19 protein-coding genes are annotated in these 20,639 nt (G+C 58.8%); 12 read left to right on the top strand and 7 right to left on the bottom strand.

The annotated features are described in order from the left end of the window. Nucleotides 1–54 precede the first annotated feature (54 nt). The 3 genes from ACR0L3_RS12560 to tmpA are packed head-to-tail and all read right to left on the bottom strand — an operon-like array spanning nucleotide 55 to nucleotide 2,443. Nucleotides 55–723 carry an ureidoglycolate lyase gene (locus tag ACR0L3_RS12560; RefSeq protein ID WP_480746069.1) on the bottom strand — a complete coding sequence of 223 codons (669 nt, stop codon included), beginning with the start codon at nucleotides 721–723 and terminating at the stop codon, nucleotides 55–57. Then, the gene (gene tmpB / locus ACR0L3_RS12565; protein ID WP_480746070.1) at nucleotides 720–1,310 is read right to left on the bottom strand and encodes a (R)-1-hydroxy-2-trimethylaminoethylphosphonate oxygenase; all 591 of its coding nucleotides are present in this window, start codon (nucleotides 1,308–1,310) and stop codon (nucleotides 720–722) included. The genes ACR0L3_RS12560 and tmpB overlap by 4 nt, the downstream gene beginning before the upstream one ends. Then, on the bottom strand, nucleotides 1,307–2,443 hold the full coding sequence (gene tmpA, locus ACR0L3_RS12570; RefSeq protein ID WP_480746071.1) for a 2-trimethylaminoethylphosphonate dioxygenase: 1,137 nt from the start codon (nucleotides 2,441–2,443) through the stop codon (nucleotides 1,307–1,309). Before tmpA ends, tmpB begins: the two co-directional genes overlap by 4 nt. Nucleotides 2,444–2,542: 99 nt before the next feature. Here tmpA and ACR0L3_RS12575 point away from each other — a divergent pair, with 99 nt between their 5' ends. Beyond that, complete coding sequence (locus tag ACR0L3_RS12575) at nucleotides 2,543–3,397, top strand: LysR family transcriptional regulator (protein ID WP_480746072.1); 855 nt, start codon at nucleotides 2,543–2,545, stop codon at nucleotides 3,395–3,397. A 4-nt stretch (nucleotides 3,398–3,401) separates the two neighbouring features. On the opposite strand, the gene ACR0L3_RS12580 is transcribed toward ACR0L3_RS12575, so the two are convergent. After that, nucleotides 3,402–3,584 (bottom strand): DUF1674 domain-containing protein, encoded by a 183-nt coding sequence (locus tag ACR0L3_RS12580; protein ID WP_480746073.1) that lies wholly within the window; start codon nucleotides 3,582–3,584, stop codon nucleotides 3,402–3,404. Between the two features lie 89 nt (nucleotides 3,585–3,673). Between ACR0L3_RS12580 and ACR0L3_RS12585 the strand changes: the two genes are divergently transcribed. The 7 genes from ACR0L3_RS12585 (at nucleotide 3,674) to ACR0L3_RS12615 (ending at nucleotide 12,141) form a co-directional block, all read left to right on the top strand. Beyond that, nucleotides 3,674–4,930: an RsmB/NOP family class I SAM-dependent RNA methyltransferase gene (locus ACR0L3_RS12585; protein ID WP_480746074.1), complete on the top strand. Its 1,257-nt coding sequence runs from the start codon at nucleotides 3,674–3,676 to the stop codon at nucleotides 4,928–4,930. Between the two features lie 90 nt (nucleotides 4,931–5,020). Continuing rightward, complete coding sequence (locus ACR0L3_RS12590) at nucleotides 5,021–6,760, top strand: heparinase II/III family protein (protein WP_480746075.1); 1,740 nt, start codon at nucleotides 5,021–5,023, stop codon at nucleotides 6,758–6,760. A 22-nt stretch (nucleotides 6,761–6,782) separates the two neighbouring features. Then, nucleotides 6,783–8,372, top strand: coding sequence for a bifunctional phosphoribosylaminoimidazolecarboxamide formyltransferase/IMP cyclohydrolase (purH, locus tag ACR0L3_RS12595; RefSeq protein ID WP_480746076.1), 1,590 nt, complete (start codon nucleotides 6,783–6,785; stop codon nucleotides 8,370–8,372). Then, nucleotides 8,372–8,842, top strand: coding sequence for a signal peptidase II (lspA, locus tag ACR0L3_RS12600; protein WP_480746077.1), 471 nt, complete (start codon nucleotides 8,372–8,374; stop codon nucleotides 8,840–8,842). Before purH ends, lspA begins: the two co-directional genes overlap by 1 nt. A 50-nt stretch (nucleotides 8,843–8,892) precedes the next feature. Further along, nucleotides 8,893–9,411, top strand: a complete 519-nt coding sequence (locus ACR0L3_RS12605) for a DUF3035 domain-containing protein (protein WP_480746078.1) — start codon at nucleotides 8,893–8,895, stop codon at nucleotides 9,409–9,411. An 82-nt stretch (nucleotides 9,412–9,493) separates the two neighbouring features. Next, nucleotides 9,494–10,834: a M16 family metallopeptidase gene (locus ACR0L3_RS12610; protein WP_480746079.1), complete on the top strand. Its 1,341-nt coding sequence runs from the start codon at nucleotides 9,494–9,496 to the stop codon at nucleotides 10,832–10,834. After that, nucleotides 10,831–12,141 (top strand): M16 family metallopeptidase, encoded by a 1,311-nt coding sequence (locus ACR0L3_RS12615; protein WP_480746080.1) that lies wholly within the window; start codon nucleotides 10,831–10,833, stop codon nucleotides 12,139–12,141. The genes ACR0L3_RS12610 and ACR0L3_RS12615 overlap by 4 nt, the downstream gene beginning before the upstream one ends. A gap of 21 nt (nucleotides 12,142–12,162) precedes the next feature. Here the strand turns inward: ACR0L3_RS12615 and ACR0L3_RS12620 are convergent, their stop codons facing one another. The 3 genes from ACR0L3_RS12620 to deoC are packed head-to-tail and all read right to left on the bottom strand — an operon-like array spanning nucleotide 12,163 to nucleotide 16,345. After that, nucleotides 12,163–12,978, bottom strand: a complete 816-nt coding sequence (locus ACR0L3_RS12620; RefSeq protein ID WP_480746081.1) for an SDR family oxidoreductase — start codon at nucleotides 12,976–12,978, stop codon at nucleotides 12,163–12,165. A 24-nt stretch (nucleotides 12,979–13,002) separates the two neighbouring features. Beyond that, nucleotides 13,003–15,336 carry an aldehyde dehydrogenase family protein gene (locus tag ACR0L3_RS12625; protein WP_480746082.1) on the bottom strand — a complete coding sequence of 778 codons (2,334 nt, stop codon included), beginning with the start codon at nucleotides 15,334–15,336 and terminating at the stop codon, nucleotides 13,003–13,005. Between the two features lie 10 nt (nucleotides 15,337–15,346). Next, nucleotides 15,347–16,345 carry a deoxyribose-phosphate aldolase gene (gene deoC, locus ACR0L3_RS12630; protein ID WP_480746083.1) on the bottom strand — a complete coding sequence of 333 codons (999 nt, stop codon included), beginning with the start codon at nucleotides 16,343–16,345 and terminating at the stop codon, nucleotides 15,347–15,349. Between the two features lie 198 nt (nucleotides 16,346–16,543). Between deoC and ACR0L3_RS12635 the strand changes: the two genes are divergently transcribed. Genes ACR0L3_RS12635 through ACR0L3_RS12650 form a run of 4 tightly spaced genes read left to right on the top strand, consistent with a single transcriptional unit; the run spans nucleotide 16,544 to nucleotide 20,439 of the window. Then, complete coding sequence (locus ACR0L3_RS12635; protein ID WP_480746084.1) at nucleotides 16,544–17,497, top strand: metal ABC transporter solute-binding protein, Zn/Mn family; 954 nt, start codon at nucleotides 16,544–16,546, stop codon at nucleotides 17,495–17,497. A gap of 3 nt (nucleotides 17,498–17,500) precedes the next feature. After that, nucleotides 17,501–18,304 (top strand): metal ABC transporter ATP-binding protein, encoded by an 804-nt coding sequence (locus tag ACR0L3_RS12640; RefSeq protein WP_480746111.1) that lies wholly within the window; start codon nucleotides 17,501–17,503, stop codon nucleotides 18,302–18,304. A gap of 3 nt (nucleotides 18,305–18,307) precedes the next feature. Beyond that, nucleotides 18,308–19,513, top strand: coding sequence for a metal ABC transporter permease (locus tag ACR0L3_RS12645; protein WP_480746085.1), 1,206 nt, complete (start codon nucleotides 18,308–18,310; stop codon nucleotides 19,511–19,513). After that, nucleotides 19,510–20,439, top strand: coding sequence for a metal ABC transporter permease (locus tag ACR0L3_RS12650; RefSeq protein ID WP_480746086.1), 930 nt, complete (start codon nucleotides 19,510–19,512; stop codon nucleotides 20,437–20,439). The genes ACR0L3_RS12645 and ACR0L3_RS12650 overlap by 4 nt, the downstream gene beginning before the upstream one ends. The last annotated feature ends 200 nt before the right edge of the window (nucleotides 20,440–20,639 follow it).

Consider the following 20,639-nt stretch of genomic DNA (forward strand, 5'->3'; position numbering starts at 1 on the left):
ACAGTATCACAGAAGTTTCCGACAAAGGTTAAGGGTTTCTGAAAGCTCCTGTCGTCAAAGGTCCCTGATCTTGTCTTCACTTAAAGGACAGGCGAGATAGACGCCGAACTCTTTGCCGATATCCGCACTGACCCGCGCGTGAACACGTCCTTGCCGGTCGAGAAACCGTTGTTGGTCTTCAACAGGGAATATGCCTTCGTGCCAGATGCCGGGATGAATATAGAGGCCGCGCGATCCGTCACACCAGAAGGCCACTACCTTGTCGGGGCTCAGGTTGTCTCCGGGCAGGGCAACTGGGACGATAAACGGCTTGTTGTCCAGCGGCCAGAACATCTGCCCCCCATCTGGGTGGTAGTTCATGTGCCATAACAGAACTTGATCGCGGGGTGCCGTCTGCCGATCAGTCCGCGCGGTTTGCGGATCGGTGGACCAGCCGAGAACATAGTGGCCTTTGACCGCCTCGTTCTCGCCATACAGCACGTCGCCCTGCCAATCGCATTTGAACGTGCCCTCGACCCAGCCGCCTTCGTCGCCGGTGCCTTCGTCGATGGGGCGCCAGCCTTGCTGTGGCCAGCGCACGATCTCGATCTCAAAGCTGTCGGGGTCGTTGACCAGACAGCCATAGCCTTTGACCGACGCGTCCGTGGCGCGGATCAGCGGGACCTCGTGCCAAGGCAGAGAGGGTTTTGTGCTGGCTTCAAAAATGTACTCAGGCGCGGTCATGCGCTGCCCAAGTGTATATCAACCATACGCTGCACCATCGGTGCGAAATGGGCGAAACCTGGGGTTTCCATGTCGGCGCGTTTGCCTGCCTCGTCCAGATAACGGACCTGAATGATTTCTTTCAGGTTCGGGTTGGTTTCGAAAGCGGCGACCTCTTCGGCGCTCATCGGACCACCCTGCAATTCCAGCGTATGAACCGAGGCGGCGGAGAGGCGGTTGAAATACTCGGGCTTGGTTGCGCAGAGATAGCGCTTGGCCGCCACGTGGTAACGGCAGCAATCGGTGATGACCGAAGGGAAGAATTGTTCCAGCACTTTTGCGCCCGCGTCTTCGTGATGCCGATCCTCGGTGTCGTCGGGGTGGTAGGTGCCAAACTCGGACGTGAAATGCCCTATATCGTGTAGCAACGCGCCGACGATGATTTCGTCCGGCTGGCCGTTCTGCTCGGCGATGGTGGCGCCTTGCAGCATGTGCTGGGCCATGGTGACGGGTTCACCGAGGTATTCCTCACCACCGCGGCGGTCGAAGATATCGCCAATGAAGGCCACGATGTTGTCCCGGTTCAGGGTCGAGAAGTCAGGTTTCATTCCGCTGCCTCCGGCTGCGCCATCTCCATTGCCGCTAGTGTGGACAACAGGCCATCCTTGTCCGCGTAGCAACCCTGCAACCAGCGTGAACCAACGCCGGAATAACCCAGACGTGCGTGCAGAACGCGGGTGTTGTCGACAATGAAGCTCTCACCGGGCTCCAGCTTGAACGACACGCCCATGGCCGGATCGTCGATGATCTCGCCCAATTGGCGATAGGCGGCATAGTAGGCCTCCATCTTATCGAACGGGATATCGACCAAAGGCGCGGTCGAGCGGTTATTGAAGCGGATGCCAATCAGTTCTCCGTCCGGTGAAAGTTCGATCATCGGGCGACGAGACCGCAGGCACACACCATCTGATCCTTTGTATTCGAACCGCGCCGGGTAACCTGCCAGCAGGGCAAAGCCCGCGGGGTTTTGGCCACGCAGCTTTTCGGCGGCGCGGAAACCGTCAACGACGATGGAATCGCCGCCTTCGGCGGAGTTTTCCAGACAATATAAGATCTGCAGCGTCGGCACTGGATCGCGATAGGGGTTATCCGTGTGGGCCTGCAGACCGAGGCCGGTGTATGCGAGGTTGGTCGGGTTCACCTCGGTCCGAACTTCGAAATAGGGGCCATAGTTGGTTTCGCGGACGAACCCGAACAGATCGGCCACTTGCAATAGCGATTCCGGTTCGGTCGGGCCACCGGTCAGCTTGGCAAAGCCGAACTTGGTTACAGCAGCCAGCCAGTTGCGTTTGGCAACAGGGTTGGTGTGGACCTCGGCCCAGTCCGCGCTGGGCGCATCGATGCCGCGTTCCCAAGTGGTGATGCCGGTGGCGGTGCGACCGGTTTTCTGCGTTTGATCGCGGTCATAAACATGATCGGCTAACCACGCGGCGGGGAAGGTGACGGACTTGCCTTCTGGCTTGAACGTGACCTTTAGGTCGCCGCTCACAACCTCTGCCGCGCCGATCGAAACATCCACCGGAATGTCCCCGATGGTGATCAGTCTTTGACCGTTACCCGGCGCGCGGGTTTCGGGGTCCAGCGCATTGTCGCGCAGCCAGATGGCGTGGAAGCGGGCCTGGGTTCCGGTGTCGAACTCGACGGTCACGACCGAAGCGTCATGGGTGGCGGTGCGCAGCATGGGGGGTCTCCTGTTCAGCGCGGGCTTTGGTTGAGCAGATACGACACATGTGGCATTACGACAATTAATGCTTCTTTCGGCTGAGGCTTGGAAAATCTTATGGTTAAGAAAAAGATCGGATTGCCGCCTCTGGACTGGCTACGCGTGTTCGAGGCTGCTGGACGACTGGGCGGGTTTTCGGCGGCGGCGCGCGAGTTTGGGCTGACTCAGGCGGCGGTCAGCCAGCGGATCGGAAACCTTGAAGCATGGCTGGGTCGGACGTTGTTTGTGCGCGAGGCACGCGGCGTGTCGCTGACTGTCGAAGGGGAAAGCTATCTACCGTTGGTGCAAGACAGCTTGCAAGCGTTGGAACGCAGCACCGAGGATTTGTTTGGTAAATCCCCGCGTGAGTTGCGGGTGGCGGGGCTGTCCTCGAATATCCACGCCCTCGTTGTGCCTGCCTTGGTAAAGTTTCAGGAGGTGCAGCCCAAAGTGCGTGTGATGACTGATTCCGTGGCGCGCCGGTCGTCGTTGGACGAGGAGCGGACATGGCTGCAAATCCGCTATGGGCGCGGGGCGTGGCCCGGGCGTGATGCGTCTCTGATTACGCGCGAGGTGCTGGTGCCGATGGCCGCACCCGGCGTGAACTGGGGCGCGCCGCTAATTGATCTGCGCGGCGAACGTCCTGCTTGGCGCGACTGGGCGCGTAAAACGCAACAGACGGATTTGCCGCCCTCAACGATCAGCTTTGATTCGATGGAACACGCTATTTCTGCGGCTAGGCAGGGTTTGGGTGTGGTACTGGGATCAGTGCCTTTGGCCAATGCGGATTTACAGTCCGGGCGGCTACGTCGGTTGGGTCTGCCAGAACTGAAGACCAAAGATGGTTATTGGCTGACATGGCCCGAGGATCGGGCCAAATCGAAAAAGCAGCGTGCTTTGATCGCCGATTTTCTACAGGCCTTGCAAGGCTGAGCACCTAAAAGTCGATTGCCAGACCCTTCTTTTCCCAATCACCATAACGAGCCGGATCGGGGCCGTCGCGTCCACCCAGCTCCTTGGGCCGCTCCTTGGCTTCGGCATCGGCCTTTTTACGACGCTCCTCGGCCTCGGCCAATGCACGCTGGGCGGCAGGGGGCAGGTCTTTACGGTCGTCACTCATGACTTCGGGTTCCTTTCCGTGCTGGGGCTTGATATACGCTCGCGTCCGCCATTGGCAATGCGGGCGGGGATTTAATCAAAGGCGGTTCCATGTCCGATAACGCAACGGCGGCGCGACGCAGCGCGATCTATCTGTTGGATCAGATATTGGGCGAAGGGCGGCTGTTGTCCGAATGCATGGCAGCAGGTGCGCTGGACCGGCTGGACCCCGAGGATCGCGCAAGGGCGCAACGCCTGACATTGGAAACTCTGCGAGGGTTGGAACGCGCTGACCGACTGCTTGGCAACCACCTAAACCGGACACCCGCACTGACCGTCCACAACGCGTTGCGTTTGGGCGCTGTGGAGCTGTGTCACGGCGAGGCGGCGCATGGCGTGGTCAATTCCATGGTCGAGATTGTGGGCCGCTCGCGCAAGCACGGGCGCTTGAAGGGGCTGGTCAACGCAGTTCTGCGCAAAGTGGCCGCCGAAGGCCCAGAGGCTTGGCCGAAGATGCGGGTGCCACGCATGCCCGAATGGCTGCGTGAACCTTTGGTTATGGCGTGGGGTAATGAGGCCGTGGCAGATATGGAGCAGGCTCATTTCACCGCTGCGCCACTGGATATTACGGTCAAGCCGGGTGCTACTGGACCTGGAGAGGCATTGCCTACTGGATCACTGCGGATAAACGAAGCAGGACAGGTTTCGACCCTGCCGGGGTTTGATAAGGGCACTTGGTGGGTACAGGATGCTGCCGCTGCGGTGCCGGTGCGTATTTTGGCACCGCTGGCCGGCGAGAAAGTTCTGGACCTTTGCGCTGCGCCCGGTGGCAAGACGCTTCAGATGGCAGCAGCTGGAGCCGAAGTGACTGCACTGGACATATCCGAGGCGCGTTTGGAACGGGTCCGGGAAAACCTTACGCGCACCAAGTTGAACGCGAGTGTTATCGCAGGCGATGCGCTAGAGCATCAGGGCCAATACGATGCGATCTTGTTGGATGCACCCTGTTCGGCCACGGGCACCATCCGGCGTCACCCGGATTTACCCTTTGCCAAGGACGGTTCTGAGTTCGGAGGGCTGATTGATTTGCAGGCAAAAATGCTGGCTCACGCGTGGACTCTTCTGCGGCCAGGCGGGCGGCTGGTTTATTGCACCTGCTCGCTGCTGCCGGACGAGGGTGAGGTGCAGGTCGAGGAAGCCTTGGATCAATACCCTGATATGGTGGTGAATCGCGACGCATTGAACATTGCCGGGATCGAACCTGATTGGATCACCGAAGAGGGCGGCCTGCGTCTGCGGCCCGATTATTGGGCGGATCGCGGCGGGATGGACGGGTTCTACATTGCCTGTCTAAACAAATCGGCCTGAGCGCATGCTTTTCGGTGACTTGACGATCGCACCGGGCTATCGTTGGGTCTCAGGCGCCAGCAGAGCGCGAGGGGCAGAGTAACGAGCGTCATGTCGAAATCTCAAACCATGGCCGGTAGATGGACTCGGTTTCAAAATCGTTTGTACGCGCGGTTAAGCCAGCGGCGTAAAGCGGTAGTTGGCTTCGTGCGCGAACCTGAGCCGCGGACTGTCGGCTCGTTCGCGCGTGGGCGGCAATTGGTGGCTGGGAATTTACTGTTTGCAGGTTACCTTGTTGAGGCAGAGGATACCGGCCTGTGGGATGTCACCGCCCCCAGCATTGGCTTCGATAACGAGCGTCATGGATTTGCATGGCTGGATGATCTGGCGGCTGTTGGCGATATGCGCGCGCGCGACAAGGCACAGCGCTGGGTTTGGGGCTGGATCGACGCGCACGGTCGCGGACAGGGACCCGGCTGGGCACCTGATCTGACCGGACGGCGGATTTTGCGTTGGATCAACCACGCTACTTTTTTGCTGCGTGGAGCAGATGAAAAACAGCACCGCCAGTTTTTCCGCGCGTTGGCTCAGCAAACCTGGTTTCTGTCCAAACGCTGGCATGTCGCCACACCGGGCTTACCCCGGTTCGAGGCGTTGGCAGGTCTGGTTCAGGCTGGGTTGGCTTTAAAAGGTCTTGAGCAGATGGCTGATCCGGCGCTGCGAGCCCTTGCGAAAGAATGCGAGAAACAGATCGACCCGCAGGGTGGGATATCTACGCGCAACCCCGAAGAGCTGCTTGAGGTGTTCACTCTCTTATCCTGGACCTCGGCCTCGCTGAGCGATTTGGGGCGCGGAACACCCGGCGCGCAGGCTGATGCGATCAAGCGTATGGCACCGACTTTGCGCAGTTTGCGCCATTCTGACGGTGCGCTGGCCCGGTTTCATGGCGGCGGGCGCGGAGTCGAAGGACGGTTGGATCAAGCGCTGGCTCAAAGCGGGGTCAGGCCGCAGCACGCCACAGGTTTGGCGATGGGATTTGCTCGGCTGTATGCGGCCCGAACCAGTGTTATTGTTGACGCCAGTGCACCGCCCAAGGGGGCCGCATCATTTAACGCGCATGCCTCGACCCTGGCTTTTGAGCTGACCTCGGGGCGGCGACCATTAATTGTGAATTGCGGCTCGGGTGAAAGCTTTGGTTCAGAATGGCGTCGCGCAGGGCGCGCGACTCCGTCGCATTCGACCCTTTGTTTGGACGGCTATTCCAGCGCCCGGCTGGCGGATGCGGGGAACGGCAGTGAGAACGAGGCATTGGTTGATGCGCCCCGGGATGTTCCAACCGAGTTTGAAGAGGCCTTCGAGGGCAACCGCTTTATGGTTGGTCATGATGGCTATACCAAAACCTTCGGCCTGACCCACGCCCGCACATTCGAGCTGCGTTTTGACGGGCGCGAACTGATTGGCGAAGATATTCTGTTGACCGCAACCGATAAGGCCAAGCGGCAATTTGATAAGGCGTTGGATGCCTCTGGCTTGAATGGCATCGACTTTGATATTCGATTTCACCTGCATCCTGATGTGGATGCGGCCATTGATTTGGGTGGAGCGGCGGTGTCTATGGCGTTGAAAAGCGGAGAGATATGGGTTTTCCGTCACGATGGCGTAGGAAAATTGACCGTTGAACCAAGCGTTTACCTTGAAAAAGGCCGTTTAAAGCCACGCGCGACAAAACAGATCGTTCTATCTGGCCGCGCAATGGAGTATGCGACGCGCATCCGGTGGACGCTGAGCAAGGCACAGGATACAGCCTATGCCGTGCGCGATCTGCACCGGGACGAGCCCGAATTCGACTGACGCCAAAAGGACCTTTGGACCCATGACCGACTTTCACCCCGTGCGCCGCGCGCTGCTTTCCGTTTCCGACAAGACCGGACTGATCGAGCTGGGAAAGGCGCTGTCCGAGCGTGGGGTTGAGCTGCTGTCGACCGGCGGAACGGCCAAAGCTTTGCGTGATGCCGGGCTTGAGGTGAAGGATGTAAGCGAAGTTACCGGCTTTCCCGAAATGATGGATGGCCGCGTAAAAACCCTGCACCCGATGGTGCACGGTGGCTTGCTGGCCCTGCGCGACAATGACAGCCACGTGGCAGCAATGAATGAGCACGGCATCGGTGCAATCGACTTGCTGGTGGTGAACCTTTATCCGTTCGAGGCAACCGTTGCCAAAGGCGCGGGCTACGACGAATGCATCGAGAACATCGACATCGGCGGCCCGGCGATGATCCGCGCGGCCTCGAAGAACCATGCGTTTGTGAACGTAGTGGTCGATGTCGAGGATTACTCGTCGCTGCTTGATCAGTTGGAAGAGAATTACGGCAAGACGTCTTATGGTTTCCGCCAGTGGCTGGCGCAGAAAGCCTATGCCCGGACTGCCGCCTATGACACCGCTGTGTCCAATTGGATGGCCGATACGCTGCAGCTTGAGGCTCCTAAACGCCGTGCTTTCGCGGGTGAGCTGAAACAAACCCTGCGCTATGGTGAGAACAGTCACCAGCAGGCGGCGTTCTACACCGATGGCACCAACCGTCCCGGCGTTGCGACTGCCGTGCAGCATCAGGGCAAAGAACTGAGCTACAACAACATCAACGACACCGACGCAGCGTTTGAACTGGTGGCCGAGTTTGACCCATCGCAAGGCGCGGCCTGCGCCATCATCAAACACGCCAACCCTTGCGGCGTAGCCACGGGCGCGACACTGCTGGAGGCGTACAAGTCGGCGTTTGACTGCGACCGCACCTCTGCCTTTGGTGGCATCGTGGCGCTGAACCAGCCGCTGGATGCTGAAACCGCGCAGGAAATCACTGGGATTTTCACCGAAGTCGTAATTGCTCCGGGCGCGTCGGATGAGGCCAAGGCGATCTTCGCCGCCAAGAAGAACCTGCGCTTGTTGACCACGGATGGCCTGCCGGATGTGACTGCAGGCGGCAAAACCGTGCGTCAGGTGGCCGGTGGTCTGTTGGTGCAAGACAAGGACAATGGCTTTGTCGGCATGGATGATCTGCAAGTCGTCACCAAGAAGGCTCCGACAGATGAGCAGATGCGTGACCTGCTGTTCGCTTGGAAAGTGGCGAAACATGTCAAATCAAATGCCATCGTTTATGTCAAAGACGGCGCGACCGTTGGTGTCGGCGCTGGTCAGATGAGCCGGTTGGACTCAGCCATGATTGCAGCTAAAAAAGCCGAACGTATGGCCGACGCGCTGGGCCTGCCGCAACCGCTGACAATCGGATCAGCCGTCGCTTCGGATGCGTTTTTCCCCTTCCCCGACGGTTTGATGGAAGCTGCCGAGGCAGGCGCGACTTGCGTCATTCAGCCCGGTGGCTCGATGCGCGACGACGAGGTGATCGCAGCCGCGGACGAGGCCGGTCTGGCGATGGTCTTTACCGGCATGCGCCACTTCCGTCACTGATGCGCATGCGCCTTCTGCTCTGGGCCGCGCTGGCCGCGTTTTTGATCGATCAGATCAGCAAGTATCTGGTCGTACACGTGATGCGCGTGGCCGAGGGCAATATAGAAGTGTTGCCGCCTCTTCTGGTGTTTAAGTATGGCGAGAATCGGGGCATCAATTTCGGCCTTTTTCAGGGCGATTCAGATGCTGCGCGCTGGGTGCTGATCGGCGTATCACTGGCGATCTCGGTTGGCGTTCTAATCTGGTTGATGCGCTCGGCACCTTCAAAACTCATGCTGTTTTGCGGTGGGTTGCTGATCGGCGGCGCGGTTGCAAATGTGTTGGATCGCGTCCTTTACGGCTATGTACTGGATTTCTTGAACATGTCCTGCTGCGGCATCAATAATCCGTTTGTATTCAACCTGGCAGACGTCTTCATCTTTGCAGGCGCTTTTGGGCTTGTGTTGTTTGACAGCAAAAAGCCCTCGTGACGCGCCGGGTGATATGCGATAAAAGCGGCTGAAACTGGCTGGAGACTCCGATGCGGTTGCCGCGTTCCATATTTGCTGTGACATTTGCCTTTGCGGTTTCCGGCTGCGCGGATATTGGCTTGCGCCATCTTGAGGCGCCTGGGGACGGTCCAGACGAGTTTTCGGTCATGCCGGTTAAACCGCTGACCCAGCCGCAGGATTATTCTTTCCTTCCTGCGCCCACGCCGGGTGGTGCTAACCTGACTGATCCGACGCCTAAGGCTGACGCTGTTGTGGCGTTGGGCGGAAGCGCGGCAGCGCTGAACCCCGGCACTGCGATTCCATCCTCAGACGCGGCGTTGGTTACCGCCTCGAGTCGCTATGGCGTTCCTGCCAACACACGTCAGGTCGTCGACACCGAGGACGCTGAATTCCGTAAAAAGCAGGGTCGTTGGACACGATTGCGGTTGTTCAAAGTCGACCGCTATGAACAGGTCTATCGGCGTGAGGCTTTAGACGCTGATGTGCAAAACGAAGCTGCACGTCGAGCGGGGATTGAGACGCCTTCTGCGCCTCCGGCTGATGAATAAATCTTAACTTTCCGTCATCGGACTTGAACCTGAGCGGTACCGCCGTAGTTTGAACTGCACCAAACGAAACGGAGGATGCCCTATGGTTCGGGCCCTGGCCTTGTGTGCCGCCCTGTTCGCCGCCGCCCCTTTGATGGCTAAGGAAGGCCATGAGGCGGTTACAACATTTACGCTGGATAACGGCATGGATGTCGTAGTGATCGAAGATCACCGCGCGCCAGTCGTGCAGCATATGGTCTGGTATCGCGTTGGGGCCGCAGATGAGCCATCCGGCACGTCCGGCATTGCGCATTTCCTGGAACACTTGATGTTCAAAGGTACAGATACGCTAGCACCAGGAGAGTTTTCTGCCACTGTTGCGGCCAATGGTGGCAACGACAATGCGTTCACCTCCTACGATTACACCGGCTATTTCCAGCGCGTGGCAGCAGATCGTCTTGAACTCATGATGCAGATGGAGGCGGACCGGATGCGCAACCTCCGCCTGACCGAAGAGGATATCGTTACCGAGCGCGATGTGATTCTTGAGGAACGCAACCAGCGCACCGACAATAACCCCCGTGCCTTGTTCGGCGAGCAGATGAGCGCGGCTCAGTACCTCAATCATGGATATGCTATCCCGGTCATCGGATGGCGGCATGAGATGGAGATGCTTGATATGGAGGACGTGCTATCCTTCTACCAGAACCATTACGCGCCCAACAACGCGATTCTAGTGGTAACCGGGGACGTTGAACCTGATGCGGTTAAAGAGCTGGCCGAACAATATTATGGCGTCATTCCCGCAAATCCGGAATTGGTCGAGCGTGTCCGCTCTCAAGAGCCGCCGCAACTGGCTGAACGTCGCCTGACTTACAAAGACCCGCGTGTCGCGCAACCTTATGTCCAACGCAGCTATTTGGCGCCCGAGCGTGACGCAGGTGCGCAGGAGAAAGCCGCGGCGCTATACTTGCTGTCTGAACTACTGGGCGGCGGTACCACATCGTATCTGAATGAAAAGCTGCAATTCGAACAGCAAAAGGTCGTCTACACTGGTGCCTTCTATCGCGGAGTTTCGTTGGATAACACAACCTTTGACCTCTTGGTGGTTCCGGCAGAAGGTGTGTCGCTGCAAGAGGCCGAGGATGCCATGGATCAGGCAGTCGCTGACTTTATTGCCGAGGGTGTAAACGAAGAAGACCTCGATCGGATCAAGATGCAATTGCGCGCGGCGCAAACCTATGCGCGCGACAATGTTGACGGAATCGGGAACCGTTATGGCCGCGCTCTGACCAGCGGTTTGACGGTCGAGGACGTGCAAGCTTGGCCTGATATCCTGCAGGCTGTGACAGGTGAAGAAATCATCGCCGCCGCGCGAGAGGTTCTGCAACCGGAAACCTCGGTCACTGGATGGCTCATGCAAGACGATGAGGTGACACAATGAAGTGGTTTATCGCCCCCCTGATAGCCTTTGTCGTCGCGCTGCCCGCGTGGGCTGAGATTGAGATCAAAGAGGTCACCTCACCTGGTGGTATCACCGCTTGGTTGGTCGAGGATCACTCGATCCCATTCACTGCCCTAGAACTGCGTTTTCGCGGTGGCACCTCGCTGGACGAGCCCGGAAAGCGCGGCGCAGTCTACCTGATGAGTGGGCTAATCGAAGAAGGTGCAGGCGACATGGACGCCCGCACTTACGCGCGTGAGCTGGAGGCGCTGGCTGCTTCATTCCGGTATAATGCATCGGACGACTCAGTTTCGATTTCGGCAAAGTTCCTGACCGAGAATCGTGATGATGTAATCGATCTGCTACAAACGACGATCCACGAACCACGCTTCGACGAGGACGCTGTTGAGCGGGTAAAGGCTCAGGTTGTGTCCGGCCTTCGGTCTGACCAAACCGACCCGAACGATATTGCAGGGCGCAGTTTTGCGCAGATGGCCTATGGCGATCATCCCTACGGCACCGAGGGCAAGGGCACGGTTGAAAGTGTCTCTGCACTGACGCGCGATGATGTGGTTACCGCCTATGACAATGTCTTCGCCAAGGACCGGCTTTATGTTGGTGCCGTGGGTGATATCACTGCCGAAGAACTGGGCGCGCTTCTGGACAAGCTGCTGGCGGAGCTGCCTGAAACTGGTAAGCCTATTCCCGATCGCGCTGATGTGAACATCCCCGGTGGTATCAGCGTGGTGGACTTTGATACGCCACAGTCCGTTGCCTTGTTTGGCCATGCAGGGATTGACCGAGACGACCCGGATTTTTTTGCGGCCTTTGTTCTGAATCACATCTTGGGCGGCGGCGGGTTCGAAAGCCGCTTGATGCAGGAAGTTCGTGAAAAACGTGGGCTGACCTATGGCGTTTCAACCTATTTGGTGCCCAAGGATCTGGCTTCGGTCTATTTGGGATCAGTTTCTTCGGCCAATGACCGCATCGCCGAAACGGTCGAAGTTATCCGCGACGAATGGGCACGCGCCGCGTCCGAGGGTGTGACGCAGAAAGAGCTGGACGACGCCAAGACCTATCTGACTGGAGCTTATCCGTTGCGTTTTGACGGCAATGGTCGGATCGCCGGGATCATGGTGGGTATGCAGATGGAGAACCTTCCCATCGACTACATCGCCACCCGCAATGACAAGGTGAACGCGGTGACCCTGGATGAGGTGAACCGAGTAGCGAGCGAATTGCTCGACCCTGATGGGCTGCATTTTACGGTTGTCGGAAAGCCGGTAGGGCTGGAAACCACAAACTGATCAAAGGGGGCTGAGTTGCACTCAGCCCTTTTTCCCCGCTGCCGCGCGCAGCATCTGCCCCATCATTTGTCCAAACTTGCCCGAGCCGCGCTGATACAGCGCCCCGTCCACGGACAAAACCGTGCCGCTGATATAGCTGGCCATGTCCGAACTGAGGAAAAGGCAGGCATTGGCCACGTCTTGCGTTGTGCCCCAACGCCCCAAGGGAACGTCACCGCGAATTTCTTCGTGGGCGTTTTCTGTTGGTGCCAGACGCCGTGCGCCTTCGGTACCTTCTATAAAGCCGGGAACGACGGAATTCACGCGTATCCCTTCGACCCCCCATTCCATCGACAGCGTCCGGGTGATCTGATCCACGCCTGCCTTGGCGGCGCAGACATGCGCCTGACCCTCATAGGGCAGAAACGCTTGCGGGGCTGAGATGTTGATGATGCTGGCACCGGGGCGTTTCAGGAAAGGGTAGGCCCCCTTCATCACATGGACCGTGCCCATCAGGTCGATATCCACCACCGTCTTGAACGCATTGACCGACATCTCAGAGGTCAACGCAGGGAAGTTCCCTGCTGCACCGGACACCAGAACGTCAAAGTCGCCCAAAGCCTCATGGAACTTTTTGAGGCCCTCTGCCACAGCCTCGGGGTCGCGTACGTCAAAGGCCGCTCCGACAACTTCGGCTGCACCGGCGTCGTTCAGCGCTGCGATGGTATCGTCCACCTTTTCCTGCGACCGGCTGGCAACGGCCAGTTTGGCCCCCGAGGCCGCAAAGGCCTCAGCAATACCGCGATTGATACCGCTCGTTCCGCCTATGACGATGACGGTTTGTCCTCTAAAATCCACTTGGGCCTCCCAGATGCGGGAGCCCTACTCGCCGTAGGGCACCCAGATGTTTTTCACCTCGGTCGCAGCCTGCAGGAAGCGGCGCGAATGGTCCACGCCCCAGTCGAATGCCGTCGCGTTATTGACCCAGGTTCGTTTGAGGTTTCCGGCCGAGACGACCTCGATCTCTTTCGACACGTCCGTCGATGAGAACGACCAGACCGCATCGACGTTCAGGTGCGAGGCCAGCGGTTTCGCCAGCTCCGCGTGGCTGCCGGTCAGGATGTTGACCACACCAGCGGGCACGTCCGAGGTTTCAAGAACTTGATAGAAATCGGTCGCCGCCAGTGGGTACGGTTCGCTTGCCGCCAGCACCACCCGGTTGCCCATAGCAATCGCAGGCGCCATGACCGAGATCAGACCCAGCAACGGTGCCTCATCCGCACAAAGCGCGCCAATCACACCGACCGGTTCTTTCATGGCAATGGCCACACCCCGTATCGGCACACCATGAACCTGACCGTCATACTTGTCGGCCCAGGCAGCAGCGGTGAACAGGCGCTGGATCGAGGCGTCGACCTCTTTCGCGCCATCCTTCTTGCCGGTCATGGCATCGATGCGTGTCGCGAATTCATCGGCACGGGCCGATAGGTTCTCGCCGATGTAATAGAGTATCTGCGCCCGCAGGTGGCCGGTAGTCTTGGACCAGCCTTTAGCACCGGCCGCAGCCTCGACTGCGTTGCGGACGTCCTTGCGGTTGGCGAGCCCCACATGGCCCAGCAGGCCGGGCTTGCCCCAGACGGGTTTTGAATAACCGCCGTCAGGCCGAGCCTGCTTGCCGCCAACATACATTTTGGCGGTGCGGTCAATCGGATCGACCGGAGCACCTTCGCCCATCACGGCTTCGACCTTGGTCAGCGGCTTGGCCTTGCTCTTGGGTTTGGTGTACGCCGTAAGACCTTCCCAACCGCCTTCACGGCCAAAGCCGCTTTCTCGCAAACCGCCGAATCCGGCCGCCGCGTCGAACAGGTTGGTGGCATTCACCCAGACCACGCCCGCGACCAGCTTGGGCGCGATATCCAGCGCGAGGTTTACATTCTCGGTCCAAACAGTCGCGGCCAGCCCGTAGCGGGTGTTGTTGGCCAGTTCGACCGCTTCTTCTGGCGTGCGGAAGGTGGACGACACCAGAACCGGGCCAAAGATCTCTTCCTGCATCAGCGGATCAGATGTCTCCAGCCCCGAAATCAGTGTCGGTGGGTAATAGCAGCCGTTCTCAGGCAGATCACAGGCGGCTTGGTGCACGTGACCGACAGTGTTGCTTTCCACCATGCTCTTGATGGTCTGCAACTGAACTGGGTCCACAACCGCACCCACGTCGATGCATTTGTCCAGTGGGTCGCCAATGCGCAGCTTATCCATCCGGGCACGCAGTTTGTCATGGAAGCGATCCGCGATGCCTTCCTGCACCAACAGGCGCGAACCCGCACAGCAGACCTGACCCTGATTGAACCAGATCGCGTCGACCAGACCCTCGATGGCTGAATCAATATCGGCGTCGTCAAAGACGACGTAGGCAGACTTGCCGCCCAACTCCAATGTCAGTTCCTTGCCCGAGCCTGCGGTCGCCTCGCGAATACGTCGGCCAACGATGGTCGAACCGGTAAAGGCGATTTTGTCCACGTCCGAGGCGACGATCATCTCACCCACGGCGCCATCACCGGTGACGATGTTCACCACGCCCTTCGGCAGCCCGGCCTGCGAGCAGATGTCAGCAAACAATAGCGCAGTCAGCGAGGTATACTCAGCCGGTTTCAGAACCACCGTGTTCCCCATCGCCAACGCCGGTGCAATTTTCCACGCCAGCATCAGCAGCGGGAAGTTCCAAGGGATGATTTGCCCGCATACACCCAACGCCTGCGCGTCGGGCAATTCGTTTTCCATCAGCTGCGCCATGCCTGCGTGATAGTAGAAATGCCGCTGCGCAAGAGGGATGTCGATGTCCCGCGATTCACGGATTGGTTTGCCGTTATCCAGGCTTTCCAGCACCGCAAACAGGCGCGCGTGTTTCTGCAACAGCCGCGCGATTGCATAAAGATACCGCGCACGGCCCGCACCGCCCAGCTTCTCCCATTTCGGTTGCGCCTTGCGCGCGGCGGCAACGGCGGCGTCCACATCACTCTGTTTTGCTTGTGTCAACTTGGCCAGAACTTCCCCGGTCGCCGGGTTGCGGCTCTCAAAACCTTTGCCGGGCTTGGTAAAGGCACCGTCGATGTAGTGACCAAACTTGTCGCCTTGATCGACCAACCAAGCCAGCGCCTCTGCCGCGCTTTCGGGGGCAGGGCCGTAATCCATGGTTTCGAAGATTTCTTTGACTGTCATTATTCTTTCCTCAGCCCATGGAGTGACGGTAACCGGCGGAATACGCGCCTGTCACGTAGTGTTCCAACTGCCGCTCGATATCGCCAAGTAGCGACGATGCGCCAAAGCGGAACAGGTCCGGTTCCAGCCAACGGTCGCCCAACTCGTCCTTGATCAACGAAAGATAAACCAGCGCGTCCTTGGCCTTGGAAATCCCACCCGCAGGCTTGTAGCCAACCCGATACCCTGTGCGGTCATAGTAGTCGCGGATCGCGCGGATCATGACCAGAGATACGGGAAGGGTCGCGTTGACGCTTTCCTTACCGGTTGAGGTCTTGATGAAATCAGCGCCCGCCATCATGCACACCAGCGAGGCGCGCGCGACGTTGCGCAGGCTGCCCAGCTCTCCGGTGGCGAGGATGGCTTTGACATGCGCATCGCCGCAGGCCACACGGAAGGCCTTCATCTCTTCATACAAAGCTTTCCAGTCGCCCGACAGCACGTGGCGGCGAGAGATTACGATGTCGATCTCTTCGGCGCCGACTTTCACGCTTTCCTCGATCTCGGCCACGCGCAGGTGGAACGGCGATAGACCGGCAGGAAAACCGGTTGAAACAGCCGCGACCGGAATGCCGATGCCCTTCAGCGCCTCAACAGCGGTTTCGATCATGTCATGATAGACGCAGACCGCACCGGTGGTAATCGGCGGCATGTCCAGCGCCTGCAAGACTGCAGGAGCAACTGGTTGGCGCGCTTTGGCGCACAGGCGGCGGACGCGACCCACCGTGTCATCGCCCGACAAGGTGGTCAGGTCGATCATCGTGATCGCCTTCAACAGCCACGCGGCCTGATAGTCTTTCTTCACCGACCGCCGACCGGGAAGGGTCGCCGCGCGGCGCTCAATTGCCGAAGTATTGGCCTGCACGGCCCTTACCCAGTCCAGATCAAGATCCATACCGGGGTTTCTGGGCTCGGTTACCTGTGGCAGATGCGCGGTGCGCACGGGGCTGTCTGAGCTCTGCGTATCCATAGTCACGTCCTTTGGGAGGTTTGCGTCAAAATCGCACGGGCCGCGCATAAATGGAAGGCATAGCAGAGGTTCGACGTTCTATTTTTTGACCAAATGGACAAAATAGGCGTTTTGTTGCGAATAATTCTCAATAGCATTGACATAGTTGCGAATGGTTCGCATATTCATTCTGAACTGACTTGTAGATCGAGGTCTGACATGATTCGTCGCAACTTTTTTGCAGTATTGGCATTTGCCGCTGCTTTGCCGTTGGCGGCTTGGGCCGAGGCACCTTTAAAAGTGGTCGCCACCACCGGCATGATCGCAGACGCTGTGCGACAGGTTGGAGGCGATCAGGTTGAGGTAAAGGGCTTGATGGGCCCCGGTGTTGACCCTCACGCCTATCGCCAGACCCGTAGCGATATTGTTGCAATGACCCGTGCCGACCTGATCTTGTGGCATGGCTTGTATCTTGAAGCGCAGATGGAGGGTTTCTTCCAAGATCTTAGCCGCAAACGCACCGTTGTTGCGGTGGCAGAGGGGATCGACAGGTCAAAGCTGCGTGCGCATGATGACTATGCTGATAAATACGACCCGCATGTTTGGATGAGCCCGGCGCTGTGGCGTGAAGTGGTGGTTGTAGTGCAAGAGGCCCTGACCTCGGCGCGCCCCGAGGCTGCGGACATCTTCGCGGCAAACGCACAAACGCATCTGGCGGAAATCGATCAGTTGGAAGCCTATGCCGCTCAAGCTTTGGCGTCTGTGCCGGAAAACAACCGTCTTCTCGTCACGGCCCATGACGCCTTCGGATACTTCGGCGCCGAATACGGCTACGAGGTGATGGGTATTCAAGGGATTTCGACCCAGTCCGAAGCCGGTCTGAACCGGATCGGTGAACTGGTGGATACGCTGGTCGAAAAACGACTGAAAGCGGTGTTTGTGGAAAGCTCGGTCTCTGACCGCTCGATGCGTGCATTGATCGAAGGGGCATCGGCCAAGGGCCATGATGTGAGCGTCGGAGGTGAGCTTTATTCGGATGCCATGGGAGAGCCGGGGACTTATGAGGGCACCTATGTCGGCATGCTGGATCACAATATCACCGTTATCGCCGGAGCGCTGGGCGCAGACGTGCCCGATCGCGGCGTGAACGGCAGATTGTCCGCGGGGTTTTGAATGATGCTGGAACTGGCCGCGGATCAGGGACTATCGATTTCCGAAAACGGTATTGAAGACAGCCCGCTGGCTATTCGCGGCCTCACTGTTTCCTACGGTCAGAAACCGGCAGTGTTTTCGGTGGACATGACCGTGCAACCCGGCGCGATGACGGCCATTATTGGTCCGAACGGGGCGGGCAAGTCGACCTTGTTGAAAGCTGCCTTAGGGATCGTGTCACCGTTGTCTGGACACGTCACTGTCTATGGAAAACCACTGGATCAGCAACGCGCTCGGATCGCTTATGTCCCGCAGCGCGCCAGTGTAGATTGGGATTTCCCGACCCGCGTAATTGACGTGGTGCTGATGGGATTGTCCCGGCAGCTGGGCTTGCTGGGTCGCATCCGTGCGCGACATATGGCCCGGGCGATGGATTGCCTGAACCGCGTTGGTATGCGTGATTTTGCGGATCGCCAGATCGGGCAACTTTCCGGTGGCCAACAGCAAAGGGTGTTTCTGGCCCGCGCTTTGGCACAGGAAGCGGACCTGTACCTGCTTGATGAACCCTTTGCCGGGGTCGATGCGGCCACGGAAAAGGCCATCATTGCAGTGCTGAAAGGGCTGAAAGAAGCAGGCAAGACCGTTGTTGTGGTGCACCACGATCTGGCCACTGTTACCGATTATTTCGACCATGTCTTCCTGATCAATACCCGCAAGGTAGCCGAAGGCCCTGTTGCCGAAGCTTTCACTGCCGAAACCCTGCAATCCGCGTACGGAGGTCGTCTGGCCACAGCTCAGATCGATCAGATCTCACGCGCATTGGGGTAAGCCATGCTTTGGGACGCACTGACCCTACAGCTGGGTTACAATGCCACGCTGGTCGCTATAGGTGCGACCTTGTTGGGCGTATCCGCTGGGGTTACTGGCACTTTCCTGTTTCTGCGCAAACGTGCTCTGGTCAGCGATGCGATCAGCCATGCAACCCTGCCGGGCGTGTGCCTGGCCTTCATGATGATGGTCGGCTTTGGTGGCGACGGGCGAAACCTGATTGGACTACTGGCAGGGTCCGCCATCTCGGCATGGATTGGGCTGTTGTGCATGAACTGGCTGACGCGCCGCACACGGTTGGCCGAAGATGCGGCGATCGGGGCAGTTCTGTCCGTGTTTTTTGGTTTTGGCATCGTTCTGTTGACCATCATCCAAACCATGGGTGTCGGGCGTCAGGCTGGGCTCGAAGGATTTCTGCTGGGGTCTACCGCAGGAATGCTTTGGGACGACGCACTCATCATCGCAGTTGGAGGGGCGGCGACGTTGGCTTTGGTAATGATCATCCGGCGTCCCATGACAATGGTCGCCTTTGATCCGGAATATGCTGCGGCGCGGGGTTTGCCGGTCCATCAGATTGACCTTGCGATGATGGGGTTGGTGATGGCCGTCACCGTGGTTGGCTTGAAAATCGTCGGGCTGATCCTGATCGTGGCACTTCTGATTATTCCTGCGGTTACAGCGCGGTTCTGGACCGAACGTTCAGACCGAGTGGTGTTGTTGGCAGGTCTGGCAGGAGGGCTGGCGGGATATTTGGGGGCGGCATTGTCGGCTTCGGCCCCGAACCTGCCAACAGGCCCCATAATCGTGCTGGTAAGTTTTGGATTTTTTGCACTGTCGTTGATGTTCGCTCCGGTCCGAGGTGTTTTGGCAGCGATCTTGCAACACCTAAAATTTCAGCGCCGTGTCCACATACGGCAGGGGTTGCTGGCGCTCGCGCAAGGTCAAAAAATTTACGAGCCTCTGACCTTACGCCTGTTGAAACGCGCCGGGTTTGCCCGTGCCGATGGGGTTGCCACAGAGGCCGGCAAAGCCCACGCGGCCAAAGCGCTGCGCGACGAAAAACGGTGGGAGATCGTGCGCGCCGATCAGGCACATGAGGCAACGGCTGCGCTTTACGATGGGCTTCGGGATATCGAAACCGTTCTGACCCGCGACCAGATCGTCGAGATCGACCGCCAGATCGGCGGCCCGCAGGGAGTACCGTCATGAGTGGCGAGGAATTTGTCCCTCTGTCCCTGACCCCGTTGCTGATCGGCACCTGTGCGGCGATTGCCTGCGCGCTGCCCGGCAACTTTCTGGTGCTGCGCAAACAGGCCCTGATCGGCGATGCGATCAGCCATGTGGTGCTGCCGGGTATCGTGGTGGCCTTCATCCTGACCGGAGCGATCTCGACCTGGCCAATGATGCTGGGCGCGGCCGGTGCAGCGGTTGTCTCTGTGTTGATGATCGAGGCGATCCGGCGATTGGGAAAGATCGAACCGGGGGCTGCTATGGGGGTGGTTTTTACGACAATGTTCGCGGGCGGCGTGCTGCTTTTGGAACAGACCGATACTTCAGCCGTGCATCTGGACGTGGAACATGCGCTTTACGGCAACTTGGAAAGCCTGATTTGGCTGGATGCTGTTGGGTGGTCATCACTACTGGACCTGACAGCGCTGGCAGGGCTGCCGCCTGAACTGCCGCGCATTGCGCTGACGCTGGTTGGGGTGACTCTGTTTGTCTGGCTGTTCTGGCGTCCGCTCAAGATCTCCACCTTTGACGAAGGTTTCGCCCGCACCATCGGTATTCGTACCAGTACATTGGGCATGGCTTTGGTGATAGTTGCAGCAATTTCTGCCGTAGCCGCCTTTGACGCGGTCGGATCAATCATCGTGATCGCGATGTTCATCTGCCCTCCGGCGGCTGCGCGGATGATGACCAACCGGCTAGAAACCCAGATCGTGTGGAGTGTCATCTTCGCCGCCTTGTCCGCGATCTTGGGTTATGTGCTGGCAGGCTACGGGCCGCTCTGGCTTGGGGGTGCAGACGCGGTCAGTGCCGCGGGGATGATTGCGACCGTGTCCGGCTTGATCCTCGCCTTTGCCGCGCTTTGGGGGCCATGTCGTGCCCGAGCGGGAGCACCCAGCGCGGCTTGACACGGCGTGATCCCGCTGTTGCCGCGTGCGGCCTTTCGGCTGAAAATCGCCCAGATTCCAAGTGCTGACAGAGTTAATAACTGTCCTATTGGCTTTCGTGCTAGTTCCCCTGCAATTAATTTCTGAATGACCACCACTCACATCGGATCGTTCGGACAATCTCGGTCAAGTTTGTCAGCTGTTCGCGTTGGCGCGGCGAG

Source organism: Ruegeria sp. CK1, assembly GCF_056536545.1.

Coding starts and splice junctions, on each gene's coding strand:
- ACR0L3_RS12560 (WP_480746069.1), bottom strand. CDS start 723: ATGACCGCGCCTGAGTACATTTTTGAAGCCAGCACAAAACCCTCTCTG.
- tmpB (WP_480746070.1), bottom strand. CDS start 1,310: ATGAAACCTGACTTCTCGACCCTGAACCGGGACAACATCGTGGCCTTC.
- tmpA (WP_480746071.1), bottom strand. CDS start 2,443: ATGCTGCGCACCGCCACCCATGACGCTTCGGTCGTGACCGTCGAGTTC.
- ACR0L3_RS12575 (WP_480746072.1), top strand. CDS start 2,543: ATGGTTAAGAAAAAGATCGGATTGCCGCCTCTGGACTGGCTACGCGTG.
- ACR0L3_RS12580 (WP_480746073.1), bottom strand. CDS start 3,584: ATGAGTGACGACCGTAAAGACCTGCCCCCTGCCGCCCAGCGTGCATTG.
- ACR0L3_RS12585 (WP_480746074.1), top strand. CDS start 3,674: ATGTCCGATAACGCAACGGCGGCGCGACGCAGCGCGATCTATCTGTTG.
- ACR0L3_RS12590 (WP_480746075.1), top strand. CDS start 5,021: ATGTCGAAATCTCAAACCATGGCCGGTAGATGGACTCGGTTTCAAAAT.
- purH (WP_480746076.1), top strand. CDS start 6,783: ATGACCGACTTTCACCCCGTGCGCCGCGCGCTGCTTTCCGTTTCCGAC.
- lspA (WP_480746077.1), top strand. CDS start 8,372: ATGCGCATGCGCCTTCTGCTCTGGGCCGCGCTGGCCGCGTTTTTGATC.
- ACR0L3_RS12605 (WP_480746078.1), top strand. CDS start 8,893: ATGCGGTTGCCGCGTTCCATATTTGCTGTGACATTTGCCTTTGCGGTT.
- ACR0L3_RS12610 (WP_480746079.1), top strand. CDS start 9,494: ATGGTTCGGGCCCTGGCCTTGTGTGCCGCCCTGTTCGCCGCCGCCCCT.
- ACR0L3_RS12615 (WP_480746080.1), top strand. CDS start 10,831: ATGAAGTGGTTTATCGCCCCCCTGATAGCCTTTGTCGTCGCGCTGCCC.
- ACR0L3_RS12625 (WP_480746082.1), bottom strand. CDS start 15,336: ATGACAGTCAAAGAAATCTTCGAAACCATGGATTACGGCCCTGCCCCC.
- deoC (WP_480746083.1), bottom strand. CDS start 16,345: ATGGATACGCAGAGCTCAGACAGCCCCGTGCGCACCGCGCATCTGCCA.
- ACR0L3_RS12635 (WP_480746084.1), top strand. CDS start 16,544: ATGATTCGTCGCAACTTTTTTGCAGTATTGGCATTTGCCGCTGCTTTG.
- ACR0L3_RS12640 (WP_480746111.1), top strand. CDS start 17,501: ATGCTGGAACTGGCCGCGGATCAGGGACTATCGATTTCCGAAAACGGT.
- ACR0L3_RS12645 (WP_480746085.1), top strand. CDS start 18,308: ATGCTTTGGGACGCACTGACCCTACAGCTGGGTTACAATGCCACGCTG.
- ACR0L3_RS12650 (WP_480746086.1), top strand. CDS start 19,510: ATGAGTGGCGAGGAATTTGTCCCTCTGTCCCTGACCCCGTTGCTGATC.